The following is a 15,101-nucleotide window of genomic DNA, read 5'->3' as shown; positions in this document are numbered from 1 at the left end:
AAATATGGTTTGCCGTCGGATGGCTTGAATTATCAAAACTAATCTTTAGATGGTACAATCGAAGATTATTTATCTGCAAACGATTTGAAAACGGTTGCCAGAAAAATGAGCATGAAAAAAGCGAATGGATTAGCACTCTTCAGAGCTTCGAAAATTCAATTAATTCATTAGAACGGCTGTAAAACGCAATGTACAATCCTTCCAAACAGATTGTATCGTTTTTCGGTGGATAAATTCGAGGAAGCATGTGGTGGCAGATGGAGCCGAGCATTCAGGTGAGAACCATTAGCAATAAAGATAAAGGCAAGTGGGAAAGGAACGCTTAGTACATGTAAAGGCTTAGTGTTTTTAAGCTTGTCATTATGAGGCTGTTATATAAATGGTATTACTTCTAACGTTTTTTGAAAATACGAGAAATTCGGTATCTAGGATGCTACTGCGTTCTTTAGATATAAAAAAGAATTCTACATTTAGGAGGAGTAAGATGAAAAGGCTCTCATGGTTAATATTGGTTTTGCTTCTAACTTTTTCAATGATATTGACTGCTTGTTCAGGTGGCAATTCCGAAGGAGCAAGCAAAGAAAGTGATAAGACAAAAGATGGTAAGTTATCGTTACACTTTATGAAGAGGGGCTTTGGCAGTATTCACCCACCGGCAGATGAGTTATGGATGTGGAAAAAGATGGAGGAAATGACAGGGATCCACATCGATTGGGAGGAAGTTCCCGATGAGAGCAGAGGAGAGAAAAAGAATGTCATCATGTCATCCAAGGAATTACCGGATGCGTTCTATGGATCTTTCGGATTTTCAGCAGACGAGGTGGCAAAGTATGGACAAGAGGGCTTGTTTATCCCGCTTGAAGACTTGATCGCAGAGCATGCACCAAACTTAACAGCATTATTTGAGGAAAATCCGTCAATTAAGCAAGCGGTCACAATGCCAGATGGACATATTTACTCTCTACCATATGTAGATTTTTCAGGTCCAGAGCGTTCTTTAAGATATAACATTAATGCAAAATGGTTAGAAAACATTGGTATTGATGATCCTACATCAATCACAACATTAGATCAATTTACGGATGCACTTCGTAAATTTAAGTCAGAAGACGCCAATGGCAATGGCGATGCCGACGATGAAGTCCCGATTTCCATAGCGCCGGGTCAAATTGGTATGTTCGAGGAGCAAATGCTTGGAGCCTTTGGCATGGGGAATGGTGGTCTAAAGGCTGCTGGGATGAAGCTATATTTAGACGAAAATGATGAGTTACAATTGACGCTTACGGATGAGAAGTTCAAAAGTCAATGGTCATATTTTAATATGCTGTGGGAGGAAGAATTATTCCACCCGCAAACATTTTCTGATATGGAATATGAAGAATGGGTAACAGAAGGTACTCAAGATAAAGTCGGTGTTTTCTCATGGGCAGTTCCTGACTATCTTGGAAGTAAGGTTGCAGAGAACTTTGTTGGGTTGCATGCCTTTGAAGGAGAAAATGGTGACAGGGTATTAAACTGGATTGACCATCCAGCCCGTGGTACTGCTCAATTTATGATTACGAAAGATAATCAGAGTCCTGAAGAAACAATTAAGTGGGTAGACTTTTTCTACGGTGAAGAAGGTTCTAATTTTGGCTACTTCGGAATCGAAGGGGAAACATATGAAATGGTGGATGGAGCTCCACTCTATAGTGATGAGATTTTAGACTATGACGGTGGTGTGCAATTAGGGGCATTCCAATTTGTGGATAACGTGTATGGTGCATTCTACCCATACGTTGAACCAGATCCAGAATGGCGTGCAAAAGCTAGAGGGGTAGAGATTGATGATATATATAACGCAAATACTGAAGAAATTGAAGCATTAGAACCAGAAACCATCCTGCCTCAATTCCAAAGTACTGCGGAAGAAAGTGCCGAAATATCTGCCATCATGACAGATATTGACACATATGTTGAGGAGATGCGTGCAAAGTTTGTAACAGGTAAAGCAGATATTGAAACAGATTGGGAAGAGTATGTAAACAGCTTGAAGAAAATGGGGATTGAGCGTTATTTAGAAATCAGACGTGCTCAATTTGAAAGAATTCAAAATCAATAATCCAAATCCTTTTGGTGTATTTATCCTGATGTAACCGTCCATAAGTCCCCTGCTTTCAAATTATGAGACTTCAAAGAAGCATAAGCGGGGGATAAAGGGCGATTAGTCAAAGTTTTTATCTAAGAGACAAGATTTTGGAAGGTGGTGAAAGACAAATCAAAATATAAACATAGTAGAAAAAGAGGAGGGAATTACGTGAAAAAGCAACAAACTGTTAGTCAAACGCCACTAATGAATGTTCAAAATAAAAGTCGTTTACAAGAAGTGAAGAAAAAGCTTAAAAAGAATATTCCGCTGTACATTATTATCGCACCAGCAATCATTTATTTTATCATTTGGCACTATTGGCCGATGTATGGAGTAATCATTGCCTTTAAAAACTTTTCACCTGCATTGGGGATATTTGACAGTCAATGGGCTGGATTGGCTCACTTTGAACGATTTTTTAATTCCTTCCATTTTTGGCGACTTTTGAAGAATACATTAGGGCTGAGTATTTATAGTTTAATAGTCAGTATACCTGCTCCTATTATTCTTGCATTATTGTTTAACGAACTAAGATCAAAGGTTTTTAGAAATGTCGCACAAACAATAGCTTATGCCCCTCACTTTCTATCAGTCGTGGTCGCAGTAGGAATTTTATTTTTCTTCATTTCACCTAATAACGGTATAATCAACGCGATTATTGAAACTTTTGGAGGAAAACGTATTGACTTTCTAGCGAATCCAGATAATTTTTGGCATATCATGGTATGGTCAGGAACCTGGCAAGGGGTTGGATGGGGATCACTTATCTATACAGCTGCAATGGCAGGAATCCCACAGGATCAATATGAAGCAGCCTATATCGATGGAGCGAGTAAACTGCGAAGGATATGGCATATCACCCTGCCAGGAATACGCCCAACCATTGTCATTCTTGCCATCTTAGCAGTTGGAGGAATAATGGGTTCAGACTTTCAAAAAATCTTACTACTTCAAAATGGACTAAACTTGGAAATGTCAGAGGTTATCGCAACCTATGTTTATAAGAGTGGTATTGTCGAAGCCCAATATAGTTTCTCCGCAGCCGTAGGATTATTTAATAATGTAGTAGGTTGTATCCTTCTCATTACAGTGAATTGGATTGCCAAAAAGGTAAACGAGACGAGTCTTTGGTAATGCATGCGTTTGCAGAAAGGGAGTGGCATTATGTTAAATCAAATTAAGAGGACAACAGGCGAAAAAATATTGGATGGTTTTATTTTCATGGCAGTCATCCTGATCCTATTCATATTTTTGTATCCGCTGATCTTTGTGTTATTTGCTTCGTTTAGTGATCCGAGGTTAATTTATGAAAGTCCACTACTTATTTGGCCCAAGGGCTTTAATGTAACAAGTTATATAGAAGTCTTTAAAAACACGGAGATTTGGATTGCTTTTAAAAATACAATTATCTATACAACGATAGGAACAGTTATAAATATTGTTATGACAATCTTAGGGGCTTATCCATTATCGAGGGATCGCTTTTATGGAAAGAACCTTATTACATTTTTTATAGTACTGACGATGTTCTTTAGCGGTGGATTAATTCCGCTCTATCTCGTAAACCAACAACTAGGATTAATGAATACGATGTGGGCACTTGTTCTTCCACCAGCAATTAGTGTTTTTAATCTCGTTATTATGAGGACGTATTTCCAAACAAATCTTCCAAAGGAAGTAGAGGAAAGTGCCTTTATGGATGGTGCTTCGGAATTTCAATTGCTATATAAAATTGTATTACCCCTTTCTACACCAATCGTTGCCGTATTGATATTATTTTATGGGGTAGCGCACTGGAACTCTTACTTTGAAGCTTTAATTTATTTAACAGATCGAGGGAAATTTCCATTACAACTTATTTTAAGGGAGATTTTGGTACAGAACTCGATGGAACAAATGCTTCAAACAACGGTGGATGCAGGGTATGCAGACCGAATGATTGAAAAACAAAGCTTGAAATATGCAGTAGTAATCGTATCAACCTTACCTTTGTTAATTCTATATCCATTGTTATCGAAGTTTTTCGAAAAGGGCATTATGGTGGGTTCATTAAAAGGATAGGTTTATCACTAAAGGGACTATTTATCAAACATTACCGAGAAGAGTTAAGCAGGCAACTTCAAATTTCTTGAAAGTATAAAAAACTTGATATCTTGGATGCGACTGCATTCTTCAGATATAAATAGAATTTTCCATTTAGGAGGAGTGAGATGAAAAAACTCTCATGGTTGGGATTGGTTTTGCTTCTAACTTTTTCGATGATACTGACGGCTTGTAGCAATGACGATTCTAAAGCTAGTAAGGAAGGTGATGAGACAAAAGATGGTAAGTTATCGTTACATTTTATGAAGAGAGGTTTTGGCAGTATTCATCCACCCGCAGATGAGTTATGGATGTGGAAAAAGCTGGAGGAAATGACAGATATCCATATCGAATGGGAGGAAGTCCCTGATGAAAGCAGAGGAGAGAAAAAGAATGTTATCATGTCATCTAAGGAATTACCGGATGCATTCTATGGAGGATTCGGCTTTTCGACAGATGAGGTGGGAAAATATGGACAAGAGGGCTTATTTATTCCACTTGAAGACTTGATCGCAGAGCATGCACCAAATTTAACAGCATTATTTGAAGAAAATCCATCTATTAAGCAAGCAGTTACAATGCCAGATGGGCATATTTATTCTTTGCCGTATGTAGATTTCTCAGGTCCAGAGCGTTCTACAAGGTATTACATTAATAAAAATTGGTTAGCGAACATCGGTATTGATGACCCTACGTCTATCAAAACACTAGATCAATTTACAGATGTACTTCGTAAATTTAAATCAGAAGATGCCAATGGGAATGGTGATGTAAATGACGAGGTCCCACTTTCATTAAAACCAGGTGGAATTGGAAGCTTCGAAATACAAATGCTTGGTCCTTTTGGTTTGGGAGAGGGGGGTCTAAAGGCTGCTGAGATGAATCTTTATTTAGACGAAAAGGGCGAATTACAATTGACGCTTACGGATGATAAGTACAAAAGTCTATGGTCATACTTTAATATGCTCTGGGAAGAAGAATTATTTCACCCGCAAACATTTTCTGATATGGAATATGAGGAGTGGGTAACAGAAGGTTCTCAAGATAAGGTTGGTGTTTTCTCTCACCCAGGTCCTGATTATCTTGGCAGTAAAGTTGCGGACAACTTTGTTGGATTCCATGCCTTTGATGGACCAAATAGTGACAGAGTTTTAAACTGGATTGATCACCCTGCTCGTGGTACTACTCAATTTATGATTACAAAGGATAATCAACATCCGGAAGAGTCGCTTGAATGGGTCGATTTCTTCTATGGAGAAGAGGGTTCTAATTTCGGTTTCTTTGGAATTGAAGGAGAAACATATGAAATGGTTGATGGGGCACCACTTTATAATGATGAAATTTTAAACTATGATGGGGGTATTCAATTAGGAGCATTCCAGTTTGTGGATAATGTTTATGGTGCATTCTATCCATATGTTGAACCGGATCCAGAATGGCGTGTAAAAGCAAGAGGATTAGAAATTGATGACATATATAAAGTAAATACTGATGAAATTGAAGCATTAGAACCAGAAACCATCCTACCTCAATTCCAAAGTACTGCGGAAGAAGGTGCTGAAATTTCCGCCATCTTGACAGATGTTGAAACATATGTTGAAGAGATGCGTGCGAAGTTTGTAACAGGGAAGGTTGATATCGAAACAGGTTGGGAAGAGTATGTAAACAACTTGGAAAAAATGGGGATTGATCGTTACTTAGAAATTAGACGTTCCCAATATGAAAGAATTCAAAATCAATAATCCAAGTACCTTGATAAAGGTAAGTAGGATGGAACATCGGCAAATGTAAGGGCTTAAGTATATTTAGCAAAAAAATGACAGGTGGGCTTAAGATGAAAAAGAAATGGAAGCTATATTTTATTCAACACTCGCATACTGATATTGGCTATACGGATCGCCAAGAGAAAATTGAAAGACATCATGTGGATTATATTAAATCAGCTATTGATAGCATAGAGGCAATCGAAAATGGTACAAAAAAAGAATGGGAAGGCTTTAAATGGACTTGTGAGAATTTTTGGCAAGTAGAACAGTTTCTTGAAAACTGTAATGAAGAATATAGACAAAAATTCAAAAGATATGTGCAAGCAGGATTTATTGATATTTCCCTCACTTATTTAAATATGACGGAATTAGTAGATAATGAGATTTTAGATCAAAAGTTTCAAAAGGGAAGGGAATATGCGGAAACGAACCAACTTGATCTAAATTCCGCAATGACGGCAGATATTAACGGTTTTTCTTGGGGGTATGCTGAAACCTTATATAAAAATGGGATTGTTAACTTGTTTACATGCGTCCATACGCATCATGGGATGTTTCCTTTATATAAAAAGCAAATTCCTTTTTGGTGGGAAACACCGAAAGGTCATAAGATTTTAGTTTGGAATGGGGACCATTACCATATGGGGAACCAATTTATGCTTATTCCAAATAGCTATCGAATCAATAAAGGCTCAGCAACAGTGACAACCTCTGATCAAATGGATATTGCAGAACAGCGAATCTTTACGTACCTAGAAAACTTAGAAGAAGAAGATTATCCATTTGATTTTATTCCTAATATGATTTCTGGAATTGGGACGGATAATTCACCTCCTAATCCGCGCTTAATGGAAATGATTCATAAATGGAATGCGAAGCATGGTGAGCAAGTAGAAATTGAATTGATCACATTGAATGAGTTTTTTCAATTTCTACGTAAGCAAGCTATCGATATTCCAACTTATTCAGGTGACTGGACAGACTGGTGGGCAGATGGAGTTGGCTCTACACCAGCACCAACAAAAATATACCGTGATGCACAACGCAAATATCACTTATCAAAAAAATTAGATCCAGAAGATAAGTTAGGGAAGCTGCCATTTTTAAAAGAGGCCGAATATCAGCTAATGTTATACGCAGAACACACTTGGGGCTACAATTCTTCCGTAAGAGAACCGTGGAATACATTAGTTAATGATTTGGATTTTCGGAAAGCTGCATATGCGACCAACGCAAATCGCCTTATATCGAAAAATTTAGATGAAGTGCTAAGCAATCTTGGAGAAGTTGCCCATCAAATAGACCGAGAGCAGTTCTTTAAAGTTGTCAATCCTCATCATAATCGAGTGACTGATTATACATCTATTCAAATGAAGAATTGGGAGCATATTGATGGGGCTTATTTAGATAACTCTATTGAAGTTGTAGATTGTCAAACGAATGAAGTGCTAGATTCACAGCTTACATCTATCTCTAGAGGGAACCAGATTGAATTTGCTATTACATTAGATCCTAAGGAAGAAAGAATAGTTAAATTGCGGAGAGGGAAAGCTCCGCAAAAGAAAATGGTCGTGAACCATGCTGGTGTGGCAGATTTAGCCGCGTATCCTGGATATGAAAAGATGGCGAATACTCATGTTATGGAAACAAATGATTATAAAATCACGTTTAATCATAGCTCAGGAATTGAATCATTTGTTAATAAGCGTAGCGGAGAGGAATTAATCCATCCAGATGCCCCTTATGCACCGTTTGCTGGTGTTTATGAAAAAACGCCAATTCAAACAGATCCTAGTACAGAAAGAAGAGTGATGGGACTCAATCGTAAAGGAAGATTATCAGAGCGCTACGAAGCAAGCTTGAAAAATATGAAAGTAATAGAAGATGGAAAACTGTTTACATCGATTAAAATGGATTTCGCATTAGCCGGAACGGAAATGTATAATGTGGTCTTAAAGGTGTATAAAGATATGCCGAAAATTGGCGTTAATGTAAGGATTCAAAAGCAAAATGAGTGGGCTCCTGAAAATCTTTATATCCCACTTCCATTTAGTTTAGGGGAAGCAAGCGAGCTATTTGTCGAGAAGACAGGAAGCGTATTCAGACCGGCGATTGATCAGTTGCCTGGTACCAATACCGAGTTCTACCTGCTGCAGAATGGATTAGCATTTAAAGATGAGGAACAAGCCCTACTTGTCGCGATCAAGGACACTCCATTAATCACTTTAGGGACTTTGGATCATCATGAAATTGAATTGTGTAATAAAAACACCCATAAGAAAAACAAGGACTTTGTCTACTCATGGGTGATGAATAACTTTTGGGAAACCAACTTTAAAGTAGATTTATCCGGCTTTTATGAGTTTGACTATCAGCTTTATGTAGTTTCAGAAAAGCAAAGTCCGGAGCAGCTACTTGAGAAGTGCCAAGAGCTGAACGAAGGACTAGTAACCATTCCAGTTAACCCTGAATAAGGCGGAGTATCATCTTATAAAGAAGAAGCTACATGTTGTCTTTAAGACGCATTTAGATAGTGGTTTTATCGGCTTACCTGAAAGATATTATATTCCAAAATGCATGGAGGATAAACTTTCCGACTTAGTATGAGGGAGATATGGACTATCTTTTGAAAGAAGAATTGGCCATTCGTTAGAAGGACTTGTTGAACGAGGGGGAGAGATTCTCAAAAATATTTCAGGAGCATCCATTCCTTTCTCAAAAGGAAAGATCTCACGTAAATAACCTACGGCTAAAATTGTCGTAGGTTATTTGATCCTTAGCGCTATGCTCCGTAGCTAATTAAAAAATTTGGCTATACCTTAATAAGAACTTTGTCCCTGCAGTCAAAACCAGAAGGAACCTTTTGCCGTACTAATTTTGCTCCATTAAGTAGCTATGGATTTAGATGACGAGTCGGTATTTGTATTCTTATCGTATATGTAATAAGAAGTTAATGTTAGGGCCATTTTTATAAGATTTCTGTTCGTAAACATTACGTTTGGCTTGGCCACTATAAGTGTTTATATGAAAGGGAATAGAAGTGCTTGACTTATCAAATGAAACGAAAGAGACTAGTGATAAGTACAAATAGAAAGCAGTGAGTCCATAATGAAAATATACAATCAAGCGGCTTATCCATTATACGCGCAAATTGCCGATGATATGCGTTTGCATATTCAAACAGAGAAATGGCCGGAAGGTGAGCGAATTCCTACAGAAATGGAGCTATGTGATATCTATCATGTAAGTAGGATCACGATTCGGAAGGCAATTGATGAATTAATGAAGGAAAATTTGCTCGTACGCATTCGATCAAAGGGTACATTTGTTAAAGATACATTTCAAGAGGAAGATCATTTTACAATTATTAAGGGATTTACCCAAGAACTACAGGAGCGTGGGAAGCTTGCGAAAACAGTAGACGTAGAGGTGAAAATAGGGCATGCGAATAAACGTGTGGCTAAGTTTTTAAATATTGAAGTTGGAAGCGAAGTACTGGTCTTAAAGCGAGTACGGGGAGATGAAGATTCTATTTTTGCCTTCTTTGTCACCTATATTGCCTATGATCGCGAATATTCTTTAGATGCCAAGGACTATTATTCCTCTTTCTATGCCTATTTGAAGACAAAGAACATTAGTGTAAATCAGGAAAGAGAGTATGTTGAGGCTATATCGCCCAATCGTGAAGTGCAAAGAAAGTTAAAAATAAAGGAATCTGAACCTGTATTGAAAAGAGTTCGTTTTACTTCACAAGCTGCTGAAAACTTTTACGAGTATACAGAATGTTTTTATATCGGAAAAAAATACCGTTACTATTTAGATTTTCGTGAATAAAAGAGTATCACTTAAGATCACGAATCATATAAAAAACTAGGTCCATCGATCCAAAATCTATAACAAAGCTCGCTAAGCTTGCTCGGATGGTGCTTCTAAAAAGACAATTTCCGCTATTAAATTGTGATAGACTCTAAAGTAATGTCATAACAAAGATACATTAGGAGGAACGAAATGTTTAATCCTTTTCCAGAGGTAAAAGTTGAAACAGGGCAACAGGCATGTAGTGGATATAAAGAGATCATAACCAAAATAAGACAAGAAATCTCTCAATCCAGCGCTAATGTCATAACAATAGAATGCTACCCTACTGTGAATGAAAGAGAGTTGTTAGAAGAACTCATTAAATCGTTAAATCCAAGGTATATCGTGCAAGCATCTGAACAATTTTATTCATCGGAAAAAATAACAGAGATGATACAAATGAATTTAACGGATGATCGCGTTTTTGGCTTAATGAGCCATCACAGTTTTTCCGATTTTGTTGATGAAGAAAAACAAAAAAGTCTGAAGATGAGTATTCAAGAGAAGAGAGATAATGATGAATTGGTCGTCGTGTATGGAGTAGGAGCTTCATTACTCTATGAAACGGATCTCTTAATCTATGCCGACTTAGCAAGATGGGAAATTCAAAACCGTTATCGTTCAGGAGAATTTAGTAATTGGAAGGCAGAAAATTTCGGGGAAGATCCATTAAGAATGGTGAAGCGTGGCTATTTTTTTGAATGGCGTATAGCAGATAAATTGAAAAAGCAATTATTTGCTCACATTGATTATTTTTTGGATACACATCAGGAACATCAGCCTGTTATGGTGGATGCTGAGAGCTATTTCCAGGCATTAGAGCAGGTCGTTAGACAGCCTTTTCGTTTAGTCCCATATTTTGACCCAGGGGTTTGGGGAGGAAAATGGATGCAGGAAAAGTTTCAGGTCGGTCAAGACAAAGTCAATCTAGCTTGGAGCTTTGATGGGGTTCCTGAAGAGAATAGTTTATATCTAAAGTTTGGTGATGTACGAATGGAAATACCGGCTAATAATGTCGTCATGCACCAACCGTTACCATTATTAGGCGAACGGGTTTATGGCCGCTTTGGTGCTGAATTTCCGATTCGTTTCGATTTTCTCGATACGATGGGGGGAGGAAACCTTAGCCTGCAGGTGCATCCGTTAATAGACTATGCACAAGAAGTATTTGGTGCGCATTATACCCAAGATGAAAGCTACTATATTGTTGATGCAGAAGAAGATGCCCAGATTTATTTGGGGGTGAAAAATGGGACAGACAAAGAAGAGATGATGCAGCAACTAAGATTGGCCGAGACTGGTGCGGGGCGTTTTCCAGATGAAGATTATATTTATAAAAAAACAATCAAAAAGCATGACCACTACTCCATTCCAGCGGGAACGATTCATAGTGCAGGTGCCAACTCTGTTGTACTGGAAATCAGTGCAACCCCTAATCGTTTTACATTTAAGCTATGGGATTGGGAACGGGTTGGCCTAGATGGAATTCCACGTCCCGTTCATTTAGAGCATGGTGAACCGAATATTATTTTTTCTCGTGACCAAGATTGGGTGGAAGAGGAACTAGCCAATCGTTTTGAAGTACTGGTCGAAAATGATACGTGGAAGGAAGAACGAACTGGTCTTCATGAAAGTGAATTTATCGAGACTAGAAGACACACTTTTTCCGGAGAAGTATTACACGAAACTCATGGGAGTGTGAATGTCCTGAACTTAGTGGAAGGTGACGAGGCTATTGTAGAAAGTGTTGATGGAAGCTTTGCCCCATTTGTTGTCCATTATGGTGAAACTTTTATCATCCCTGAGGCAGTGAAGAACTACAGAATTAAGCCATACGGCAGCAGTATCGGAAAAGAAATAATAACTATTAAAGCCTTTGTACGTTAATTGAGGTGGAAACAATGACAGAAGAATTTTATTTATGTTTAGATATCGGTGGGACTGAAATAAAAGTAAACCTTTTACATGGGGATCAGGCAGATGGCGAAAAGTACCCTTCCCAGGCTGAGCAAGGAAAATTAGAAATATTGGCCAATTTTGAACAGATCATCAAAAGGCAACTTCAGATTGTACTGGAACAAAAAGGGAAGTTAAAGGGGATCGGGATCGCCTTTCCGGGTCCTTTTGATTACGAAAATGGGATCAGTTTGATAAAGGGTTTACGAAAATATGATGCTCTTTATCAAGTCGAGCTAAAGCCATATTTCCAGAAATGGTTGGCTGATATGAATTTTCCGGCAAATATCCCTTTCCTATTTGAAAATGATGCGGTCGCCTTTTCCATAGGTGAGTATATTTATGGAGTGGGTCAACAGGCGGATAAAGCGATGTTCATTATGTTAGGAACAGGCTGTGGTTCCACCTTTATTGAACAGGGTGAGATCGTGAAAAACAAATATGGTTTACAGGAGAGTGGCATGATTTATCAAGATCCATTTTTAGAGGGAACGATCGAAGACTATTTATCTGCAAACGGCTTAAAAACAGTAGCCAAGCAAATGGGGATGAAAGAAACGGACGGATTAGCGCTCTATCAAGCTTCACAAATAGGTTCACAAAAGGCGCAGCACGTTTTTCAAAAATTCGGTTTCCTAATTGGAACGGCTTTACAGCGTTATGTACAATCCTTCCAGCCAGATTGTATCGTTTTCGGTGGACAAATTGCGGGAAGCATGAAGTGGATGAAGGCTGGTATCCAGGCAGGACTAGATCAGGGACAATCATCAAGAACAGAGATAAAAGCAAGTGAGAATGGAATGCTCAGTACATGTAAAGGCTTAGTATATTTATTAAAGAAAAAATGGTAAGGATAGGTGGACTTCAGATGAAAAAGAAATGGACCTTATATTTAATTCAGCATTCTCATACTGATATTGGTTATACCGACCGCCAAGAAAAAATCGAAAGATATCATGTTGATTATATTAAATCGGTGATTGATATTTTGGACGCCGCCCGAAATGGTTCGAAAAAAGAATGGGAAGGCTATAAATGGACATGTGAGAATTTTTGGCAGGTGGAGAATTTCCTTGAAAACAGCAATGAGGAATTCAAAAGAAAATTTACAAAATATGTAAAAGCGGGCCTTATTGATATTTCCCTCACCTATTTAAATATGACAGAACTAGTAGATAATGAGATTCTAGATCAGAAATTCCAAAAGGGAAGGGACTATGCGGAAACGAATCAGCTTGACTTAAATTCCGCGATGACGGCAGATATTAACGGATTTTCCTGGGGATATGCTGAAACTTTGCATAAAAATGGCATAGTGAACTTGTTTTCATGCTTGCATACGCATCATGGAATGTTTCCTTTATATAAAAAACAACAACCATTTTGGTGGGAAACGCCAAAAGGTAATAAGGTGTTAGTGTGGAATGGCGACCATTATCAAATCGGAAATGATTTTATGCTTATCCCCAATAGTTATCGAATTGATCAAGGTGCTGTAGTCGTAACGAAACCGGATCAGATGGACATTGCGGAGGAAAGAATTTTCAGCTATATAGAAGATTTGGAAGCTGAAAACTATCCGTTTGATTTCATTCCCAATATGATTTCGGGAATTGTGACAGATAATGCGCCACCTAATCCACGTTTGATTGAATCCATTTATCAGTGGAATGAGAAGCATGGCGAACAGGTGGAAATAGCACTTATTACGCTGAATGAGTTTTTTCGAATTTTGCGAAACAAAGATTTGGAAATCCCAACTTATTCAGGGGACTGGACAGATTGGTGGGCAGATGGGGTCGGCTCGACACCAGCACCAACGAAAATTTATCGTGATGCCCAGCGAAAATATCATCTATCGAAGAAATTGGACCCAAAATCAGAGCTGGGCAAACAGTCGTTTTTGCAAGAGGCGGAAAATCAGCTGATGATGTACGCGGAACATACTTGGGGCTATGCTTCTTCTGTCAGTGAACCATGGAATACGCTCGTCAATGATTTAGATTATCGAAAGGCTGCTTATGCGATTAGTGCCAACCGGCTGATCTCTAAGAATTTGGATGAAGTGTTAAGCAATCTGGGGGAAGTGTCCCAGCAGACAGATCGGGAAAAGTATTTCAAAGTAGTTAATCCACATGAGAATAGAGTGACGGATTATACGTCTGTGCAAATCAAGCATTGGGAACATATTGATGGAACTTATTTAGCATGGGATAGGGAAAACTATGTGGAAGTGGTTGATTGCAAGACGAATGAGGTGCTGGATTGCCAGCTTACATCTATACCGAGTGGCGATTTGATTGAATTCGCCATCACGTTAGACCCTAAGGAAGAAAGAATCGTGAAATTACGGAGAGGAAAAGCGCCCAAACAGAAAATGATTGTAAACCATGCGCATATTGGCACAGATCGTGTGGAAGATTTAGCCTCATATCCTGGATATGAAGAGATTGCGAATACGCATATGATTGAAACAAATGCTTATAAAATTACATTTAATGATACATCAGGAATCGAATCATTCGTTGAAAAGCAGAGTGGCAGGGAACTCATTCATCCAGATGCACCATATGCTCCGTTTGCTGGTGTATATGAAAAAACGCCGATTCAAACAGATGCTTGTACAGAAAGAAGATTGATGGGGCGTAATCGCAAAGGGAGATTGACAGAGCGTCATCCTGCCAGTCTGAAAAATATTAAGATATTAAAAGATGGACCGCTATTTATCTCTGTTAAAATGGATTTTGAATTGGCTGGTACGGAAATGTACACCGTATTCCTGAAAATTTATAAACATGTACCGAAAATAAATGTCAATGTGAGAATTCAAAAACAAAATGAGTGGGCACCGGAAAATCTTTATATCCCACTTCCATTTAGTCTCGGGGAAGCAAGTGAACTATTTGTTGAGAAGACAGGTACCGTATTCAGACCAGCGATTGATCAGCTGCCTGGCACAAATACCGAATTCTACCTGCTGCAGAATGGATTAGCATTTAAAGATGAGGATCAAGCCCTGCTTGTCGCGATTAAGGACACACCATTAATGACATTAGGAACCTTGGATCATCATAAAATTGAATTGTGTAATGGAAACACTCATAAGAAAAACAAGGACCTTGTCTACTCATGGGTTATGAATAACTATTGGGAAACCAACTTTAAAGTAGATTTATCCGGATTTTATGAGTTTGATTATCAGCTTTATTTTGTTTCAGAAAAACAAAGTGCCGAGCAACTGATCGAGAAGTGTCAAGAGTTAAACGAAGGCTTAGTAGCCTTTCCGGTTAACCCTGAATAAGGAAGGAGTC

At 38.3% G+C, this 15,101-nt stretch carries 9 protein-coding genes; all 9 read left to right on the top strand.

From position 1 onward, the window contains the following. Positions 1–484: 484 nt before the first annotated feature. The 9 genes from IPU53_RS00460 to IPU53_RS00420 all read left to right on the top strand — a co-directional run bounded on the left by IPU53_RS00460 (position 485) and on the right by IPU53_RS00420 (position 15,091). Positions 485–2,101 carry an extracellular solute-binding protein gene (locus tag IPU53_RS00460; RefSeq protein ID WP_207446298.1) on the top strand — a complete coding sequence of 539 codons (1,617 nt, stop codon included), beginning with the start codon at positions 485–487 and terminating at the stop codon, positions 2,099–2,101. A 231-nt stretch (positions 2,102–2,332) separates the two neighbouring features. Then, entirely contained in the window at positions 2,333–3,262 is a 930-nt protein-coding gene (locus IPU53_RS00455; protein WP_207446896.1) for an ABC transporter permease, read from the top strand. A 30-nt stretch (positions 3,263–3,292) separates the two neighbouring features. After that, positions 3,293–4,189, top strand: a complete 897-nt coding sequence (locus tag IPU53_RS00450) for a carbohydrate ABC transporter permease (protein WP_207446295.1) — start codon at positions 3,293–3,295, stop codon at positions 4,187–4,189. A gap of 149 nt (positions 4,190–4,338) precedes the next feature. Beyond that, entirely contained in the window at positions 4,339–5,952 is a 1,614-nt protein-coding gene (locus tag IPU53_RS00445; protein ID WP_207446293.1) for an extracellular solute-binding protein, read from the top strand. 92 nt (positions 5,953–6,044) lie between these two features. After that, the gene (locus tag IPU53_RS00440; protein WP_242697968.1) at positions 6,045–8,450 is read left to right on the top strand and encodes a glycosyl hydrolase; all 2,406 of its coding nucleotides are present in this window, start codon (positions 6,045–6,047) and stop codon (positions 8,448–8,450) included. A gap of 634 nt (positions 8,451–9,084) precedes the next feature. Further along, positions 9,085–9,810, top strand: a complete 726-nt coding sequence (locus tag IPU53_RS00435; RefSeq protein ID WP_242697967.1) for a GntR family transcriptional regulator — start codon at positions 9,085–9,087, stop codon at positions 9,808–9,810. Positions 9,811–9,984: 174 nt separating this feature from the next. Further along, complete coding sequence (locus IPU53_RS00430; protein WP_207446287.1) at positions 9,985–11,721, top strand: class I mannose-6-phosphate isomerase; 1,737 nt, start codon at positions 9,985–9,987, stop codon at positions 11,719–11,721. A gap of 14 nt (positions 11,722–11,735) precedes the next feature. Continuing rightward, complete coding sequence (locus IPU53_RS00425) at positions 11,736–12,641, top strand: ROK family protein (RefSeq protein ID WP_207446285.1); 906 nt, start codon at positions 11,736–11,738, stop codon at positions 12,639–12,641. Between the two features lie 17 nt (positions 12,642–12,658). After that, on the top strand, positions 12,659–15,091 hold the full coding sequence (locus tag IPU53_RS00420; RefSeq protein ID WP_242697966.1) for a glycosyl hydrolase: 2,433 nt from the start codon (positions 12,659–12,661) through the stop codon (positions 15,089–15,091). The last annotated feature ends 10 nt before the right edge of the window (positions 15,092–15,101 follow it).

Source organism: Bacillus sp. SD088 (assembly GCF_017355205.1).
Lineage (GTDB): Bacteria > Bacillota > Bacilli > Bacillales > Bacillaceae_C > Lederbergia.
This window is presented reverse-complemented; position numbering and strand designations above follow the sequence as displayed.

Excerpts from the sequence above, each read along its gene's own strand:
- IPU53_RS00460 (WP_207446298.1), top strand. The coding sequence starts at position 485 with ATGAAAAGGCTCTCATGGTTAATATTGGTTTTGCTTCTAACTTTTTCA.
- IPU53_RS00455 (WP_207446896.1), top strand. The coding sequence starts at position 2,333 with ATGAATGTTCAAAATAAAAGTCGTTTACAAGAAGTGAAGAAAAAGCTT.
- IPU53_RS00450 (WP_207446295.1), top strand. The coding sequence starts at position 3,293 with ATGTTAAATCAAATTAAGAGGACAACAGGCGAAAAAATATTGGATGGT.
- IPU53_RS00445 (WP_207446293.1), top strand. The coding sequence starts at position 4,339 with ATGAAAAAACTCTCATGGTTGGGATTGGTTTTGCTTCTAACTTTTTCG.
- IPU53_RS00440 (WP_242697968.1), top strand. The coding sequence starts at position 6,045 with ATGAAAAAGAAATGGAAGCTATATTTTATTCAACACTCGCATACTGAT.
- IPU53_RS00435 (WP_242697967.1), top strand. The coding sequence starts at position 9,085 with ATGAAAATATACAATCAAGCGGCTTATCCATTATACGCGCAAATTGCC.
- IPU53_RS00430 (WP_207446287.1), top strand. The coding sequence starts at position 9,985 with ATGTTTAATCCTTTTCCAGAGGTAAAAGTTGAAACAGGGCAACAGGCA.
- IPU53_RS00425 (WP_207446285.1), top strand. The coding sequence starts at position 11,736 with ATGACAGAAGAATTTTATTTATGTTTAGATATCGGTGGGACTGAAATA.
- IPU53_RS00420 (WP_242697966.1), top strand. The coding sequence starts at position 12,659 with ATGAAAAAGAAATGGACCTTATATTTAATTCAGCATTCTCATACTGAT.